The organism is Accumulibacter sp. (assembly GCF_032229525.1).
Classification (GTDB): Bacteria; Pseudomonadota; Gammaproteobacteria; order Burkholderiales; family Rhodocyclaceae; genus Accumulibacter.
The window spans coordinates 1-5,784 of the sequence record NZ_JAVTWB010000196.1; the positions used below are offsets into that span (position 1 = coordinate 1).

Below are 5,784 nucleotides of genomic sequence, written 5' to 3' on the forward strand. Positions count from 1 at the left end.
TGGTGAAGTACATCACCAACGCGCAGCAGAAAGCCGAGCGTGTTGGTGGCGTGACGGTCACGAATTGCCAGTCAGACCGCCCGGACGCAGCCATCATCGAGGTCATCAATACCCAAGTCCAGAACACTCGCGCCGAGTCGGACAAGACCTACCACCTGATTGTCAGCTTTCGTGTCGACGAGCCCGACGAAGCTACCTTGAAGGCCATTGAGGCGCGCATTTGCGAGGGGCTCGGATACGGCGACCATCAGCGTGTCAGTGCCGTTCACCACGACACCGACAACCTCCACATCCATATCGCGATCAACAAGATTCACCCCACCCGCTATTCGATTCACACGCCCTACAACGACCACCAAACCTTGGGTGAGCTTTGCGAGCGCCTCGAACGCGACTACGGCCTGGAGCGCGACAACCACCAGGCGCAGAAGCGTGGCGGCGAGAATCGTGCTGCCGATATGGAACGTCATGCCGGTGTTGAAAGCCTGCTTGGCTGGATCCAGCGCGAATGCCTGAAGGAGATCCAGGCCGCGCAGTCCTGGGCAGAGCTGCATGAAGTGATGCGGGACAACGGCCTGGAACTGCGGGCTCGCGGCAACGGCTTGATCATTGCCGACCAGTCGGGAACGGTGGTCAAGGCGAGTTCCGTTGCCCGCGAGTTGTCGAAGGGCAAGCTCGAAGGTCGACTTGGCCCTTTCGAAGCTTCAGCGGAGTGGACGGCCGATCAGGCGGCGAAGCCGGCGCGGCAGTACGAGCCGCGCCCTGTTCGGACGCGCGTCGACACGGTTGAGTTGTACGCCAGGTACAAGGCCGAGCAGCAGGACATCGGCGCTTCGCGTTCGCTTGCGTGGGCACAGGCCCGTGACCGGAAGAATCGCCAGATTGAAGCCGCCAAGCGGGCCGGTCGCCTGAAGCGCGCCGCCATCAAGCTTCTGGGTGACCCGGGTGTGAGCCGCAAGGTGCTCTATGCAATCGCAAGCAAGACGCTGAGGGACGAAATCGAGAAGATCAACAAGCAGTACCTCAAGGACCGGCAAGTCATTCACGACAAGTGCCGGCGCCAGGCGTGGGCCGACTGGTTGCGCCGCAAGGCCACCGAGGGAGATCGCGAGGCACTGGCCGCCCTGCGTGCACGCGATGCTGCGCAGGGTCTCAAGGGAAACACGCTGGCAGCTACAGGCAGGCAGCAGGCTGACCAAGTAGCCGAGGCGCGCCCGGACAGCATCACCAAGACGGGAACCATCATCTACCGGGTTGGCGCTTCGGCGGTCAGGGACGACGGCGAGAAGCTCAAGGTCTCTCGCGGGGTTACACAGGACGGCCTGCAAGCGGCCTTGCGCATGGCTCTGGAGCGGTACGGAAACCGCATCACGGTCAACGGCACCGCCGAATTCCGGGAGCAGGTCGCCGGCGCAGCGGCGATCGGAAATCTTCCGCTCACGTTTGAAGATGCCGTCCTGGAGCGGCGTCGACAAGCGCTCTTGAGCGAAGCAAACACGGACGGGCTTGGTCGCCCGGAGCAACGAGAAGAGCGGTCGGAGCACGAGCCGCGACCGGGCTTTCCCCGGACAGGAGAGGCCTCGCCAGCCATGTCGGCGACTGGGAAGCGCATCGAAAAGCGTGACCAAGGACGTTCTTTGCATTTCGATATAAAGAACAACATACGATATACTGATCATAAAAGCGGGGCGGAGACTTCCGCCGGCACCTGCCAGGGCGAGGGTCAATCGCCGGCCTTGCTGAAACGCGGCGAGGAAGTTCCGGGGATGCCGATTGACGAAGCGTCCGCACAACGCCAGAAGCGCGTTGTCGTCGGTGATGCCGTCACCGTCACCCAGCCGGGTTCAACCAAGACAAAAGGGCGAAGCAGGTGAAAGACAAATTCAACAACGCCGTCGGTCCGCAGGTACGCGCACCGAAACCCAAGGCCGACAAGATCATTCCAGCCTTGGGTGTTGCGTCGCTGGTCGCGGGCCTGCAGTCCGCCACTCAGTTCTTTGCGCACGATTTCCAGTACCAGGCGGTACTTGGTCCTCACCTCAACCACGTGTATGCGCCGTGGTCGATCCTGGGCTGGGTCGGTACGTGGTACGGCCAGTACCCGGACGCCATCATGCGCGCCGGCGGTATCGGCATGACCGTCAGTGCTGCGGGCCTGCTCGGCCTGGCTGTCACCAAGATGGTTTTGGCGAACTCGGCCAAGCTCAACCCGTACCTGCATGGTTCAGCACGCTGGGCGAACGTGAAGGACATCGAGGCTTCCGGGCTGTTGCCCCGGCCGCGTAGCTTCTGGCAGATCCTCACCGGGAAGGCGCTGCCCACAAGCGCTGGCGTCTATGTCGGCGCTTGGCTGGACAAGCAGGGCAAGCAGCGTTACCTGCGCCACAACGGCCCGGAGCATGTCCTGTGCTACGCGCCGACCCGTTCCGGCAAGGGCGTTGGCCTGGTCATGCCGACTCTCCTTTCCTGGGGCGAGAGCGCCGTCATCACCGACCTCAAAGGCGAGCTCTGGTCACTGACCGCCGGTTGGCGCAAGCAGCACGCGCACAACAAGGTGCTGCGCTTCGAGCCAGCCTCCGCCACCGGCAGTGTTTGCTGGAACCCGCTGGACGAAATCCGCACCGGTACCGAAAACGAGGTCGGCGACGTGCAGAACCTGGCGACCCTGATTGTTGATCCGGACGGCAAGGGCCTCGAATCGCATTGGCAGAAAACCGGCCAGGCATTGCTCGTCGGCGTGATCCTGCATGCGCTCTACAAGGCCAGGAACGAGGGAACGGCGGCGACCCTGCCGGCCGTCGATGCCCTGCTGGCCGATCCCGACCGGGACATCGCCGAGCTGTGGATGGAAATGCGCACCTACGGGCACATAGACGGCGAGAACCATCCTGCCGTCGGATCGGCTGCTCGCGACATGATGGATCGCCCCGACGAAGAAGCCGGGTCGGTACTGTCCACCGCCAAGTCTTACCTGGCCCTGTACCGAGATCCCATCGTCGCCCGCAACATCAGTAGGTCAGAATTCCATATCCGCGACTTGATGCACCACGAGCAGCCGGTCAGCCTGTACATCGTCACCCAGCCCAACGACAAGGCTCGCTTGAGGTCCCTGGTGCGCATCATGGTGAACATGATCGTGCGCCTGCTGGCCGACAAGATGGACTTCAAGGACGGCCGCCAGGTCGCGCACTACAAGCACCGCTTGCTGCTGATGCTGGACGAGTTTCCCAGCCTCGGCAAACTCGAAATCCTGCAGGAGTCGCTGGCCTTCGTGGCCGGCTACGGGATCAAGTGCTACCTGATCTGCCAGGACATCAACCAGCTCAAGAGCCGTGAAACCGGCTACGGGCACGACGAAAGCATCACCTCCAATTGTCACGTTCAAACCGCCTACCCGCCGAACCGGGTAGAGACGGCCGAGCACCTTTCGAAGCTGACCGGGCAAACCACCGTCGCCAAGGAGCAAGTCACCACCAGTGGCCGCCGCACGAGTGCCTTGCTTGGCCAGGTTTCGCGCACCATCCAGGAAGTGCAGCGGCCCTTGCTCACCCCCGACGAGTGCCTGCGCATGCCCGGCGCAATCAAGAACGCCAGCGGCGACATCGACGAGGCCGGCGACATGGTGGTGTACGTGGCCGGCTATCCGGCCATCTACGGCAAGCAACCGCTCTACTTCAAGGATCCGGTGTTCCAGGCCCGCGCCGCGATCCCGGCACCGCCGAACAGCGACAAGCTGCTGCACGTGCACGCGGTGCCGGCAGCAGAGGCCATCACGATATGAAGCGCCTCCTCAAGCGCGTCAGCGTGGCGACTGCCGTTGCCGGCGTTTCCGTCCTGCTGCTGGGCGCAATGGCTTACGCAAGCGGTGCGCGCATCAACAGCACCCGCAGTATTCCAGTCGGCGTGTACTGGCTGAGCAGCGATCCAGTCGTCAAAGGCGCCTATGTCATCTTCTGCCCACCGCAAGTCGGTGTCTTCGATGAGGCCAAGGCAAGGGGCTACATCGGGGCCGGCTTCTGCCCCGGTGAGTACGGCTACATGATGAAGCGCGTTTTAGCCGCTAAAAACGACGCCGTCACCATCACCGCCGAAGGCGTGCGCGTGAATGGCGAACTGCTGCCATTGAGCGCCCCGATCGAGGCCGATTCGGCTGGCCGGCCCCTGCCGCGTTTTCAGGCGGAGCGCTTCACGCTGAGCGGTTCCGAACTGCTGTTGATGTCGGACGTCAGCGGCATCTCCTTCGATGGCCGTTACTTCGGCCCGATCGATCGTTCGCAAATCAAGGGCGTCATCCGCCCCGTTTTTACGTGGTGAGGAGGAATTCATGAGCTTGTTCATCGCAGGAAAGCCCGGCCTGGCCAAGACCAGGTCTGCCTACAGCCAATCCAAGGAGTAGAGACCATGACTACCCGGAACACCGTTCTGCCCACCGATGAAGCCGCCAATGACAGTACGGTCAGCGATACGGCCAACGCCGCCGCCGTGCTGTACGAGAAACTCGCCGACGCGATGACCCCTGGCTATCAAGCCGAGTTCGATCCCGAAGAAGCCGAACAGGCCGGCGCTTTCGTCGAGGACGCCCTGAGCGAACAGGACGCCGTCGAGAGCGATATCGACCTGGTCGATGCCACGGCGCCGGCCGCCACCACCGAGGCGAAGGGGTAAGGACGATGGCCGAGACCAAGAAAGCATTTCACGAACAGGTTGCCGAGCAACTGATCGAGCAATTGAAACAAGGCACCGCGCCCTGGCAAAGACCGTGGCATCCGGGCGAGCCGGGTTCCTTCATCCCGATCAACCCGACCACCGGCAAGCGCTATCGCGGCATCAACGCCATCCAGTTGCTGGGCCAGGGCCGCACCGATCAACGCTGGATGACCTACAAGCAGGCGGCGGCTGCCGGCGCGCAGGTGCGCAAGGGCGAGAAAGGGACGCCGATCCAGTATTGGAAATTCAGCGAAGAACAGGCCAAGACCGACGAGGCCGGCAAGCCTGTACTCGACGCCCAGGGAAAGCCGGTGAAAGACGATGTTCGCCTGGAACGGCCCCGGGTGTTCTTTGCCACCGTGTTCAACGCCGAGCAGATCGACGGCCTGCCACCGCTGCAGCCGCGCAAGGAGCAGGAATGGAATGCCCTCGAACGGGTTGAACACATCTTGCAGGCCTCTGGTGCGCTGATCCAGCACGGCCCGCAAAACCGGGCCTTCTACCGGCCGGGATCCGACAGCATCCACCTCCCCGAAAAGGGTCAGTTTCCCAGCGCTGACACTTACTATGCGACAGCGCTGCACGAACTGGGACACTGGACAGGCCACCCGTCACGCCTTGCTCGTGACCTGGAGCATCCTTTCGGCAGCGAGGCCTATGCCAAGGAAGAGCTGCGGGCAGAAATTGCCAGCATGATCATGGGCGATGAGCTCGGAATCGGCCACGATCCCGGCCAGCACGCGGCCTATGTCGGAACGTGGATCAAGGTCCTGAAAGACGATCCACTCGAAGTCTTCCGCGCGGCCGCGGACGCCGAGAAGATCCACGCCTATGTGCTGGCTCTGGAGCAACAGCAGGTTCAGGAACAGAGCACCGAGCAAAGCCAGGCAGCGATCGCGCCGGTGATTTCCGACAGCGAAAACCAGGAGGCAGCCATGCAGACCTTGACGCAGAGCGAAGCCAACGCGCACGAGCAGGCGGCCGAACTGGCGCGCATCGAGGAAGAACGGGTCCGCCAGGACCCCGACAGCACCGACGAGCAGATTGCCGCCGCAAGGGAAGCGCGCAAGTCGGCCG

5 protein-coding genes are annotated in these 5,784 nt (G+C 62.9%); all 5 read left to right on the forward strand.

What is annotated here, in order from left to right:
* Positions 1 to 2 precede the first annotated feature (2 nt).
* On the forward strand, positions 3 to 1,874 hold the full coding sequence (gene traI, locus RUW20_RS15390) for a TraI/MobA(P) family conjugative relaxase (RefSeq protein ID WP_313953104.1): 1,872 nt from the start codon (positions 3 to 5) through the stop codon (positions 1,872 to 1,874).
* Positions 1,871 to 3,781: a type IV secretory system conjugative DNA transfer family protein gene (locus tag RUW20_RS15395; RefSeq protein ID WP_313953105.1), complete on the forward strand. Its 1,911-nt coding sequence runs from the start codon at positions 1,871 to 1,873 to the stop codon at positions 3,779 to 3,781. The genes traI and RUW20_RS15395 overlap by 4 nt, the downstream gene beginning before the upstream one ends.
* Positions 3,778 to 4,314, forward strand: a complete 537-nt coding sequence (gene traF, locus RUW20_RS15400) for a conjugative transfer signal peptidase TraF (protein WP_313953106.1) — start codon at positions 3,778 to 3,780, stop codon at positions 4,312 to 4,314. Before RUW20_RS15395 ends, traF begins: the two co-directional genes overlap by 4 nt.
* 87 nt (positions 4,315 to 4,401) lie before the next feature.
* Positions 4,402 to 4,665 carry a protein TraD gene (locus RUW20_RS15405; RefSeq protein WP_313952779.1) on the forward strand — a complete coding sequence of 88 codons (264 nt, stop codon included), beginning with the start codon at positions 4,402 to 4,404 and terminating at the stop codon, positions 4,663 to 4,665.
* 5 nt (positions 4,666 to 4,670) lie between these two features.
* Positions 4,671 to 5,784: ArdC family protein (locus RUW20_RS15410; protein ID WP_313953107.1), on the forward strand; the 1,114-nt coding region annotated here is incomplete at its 3' end.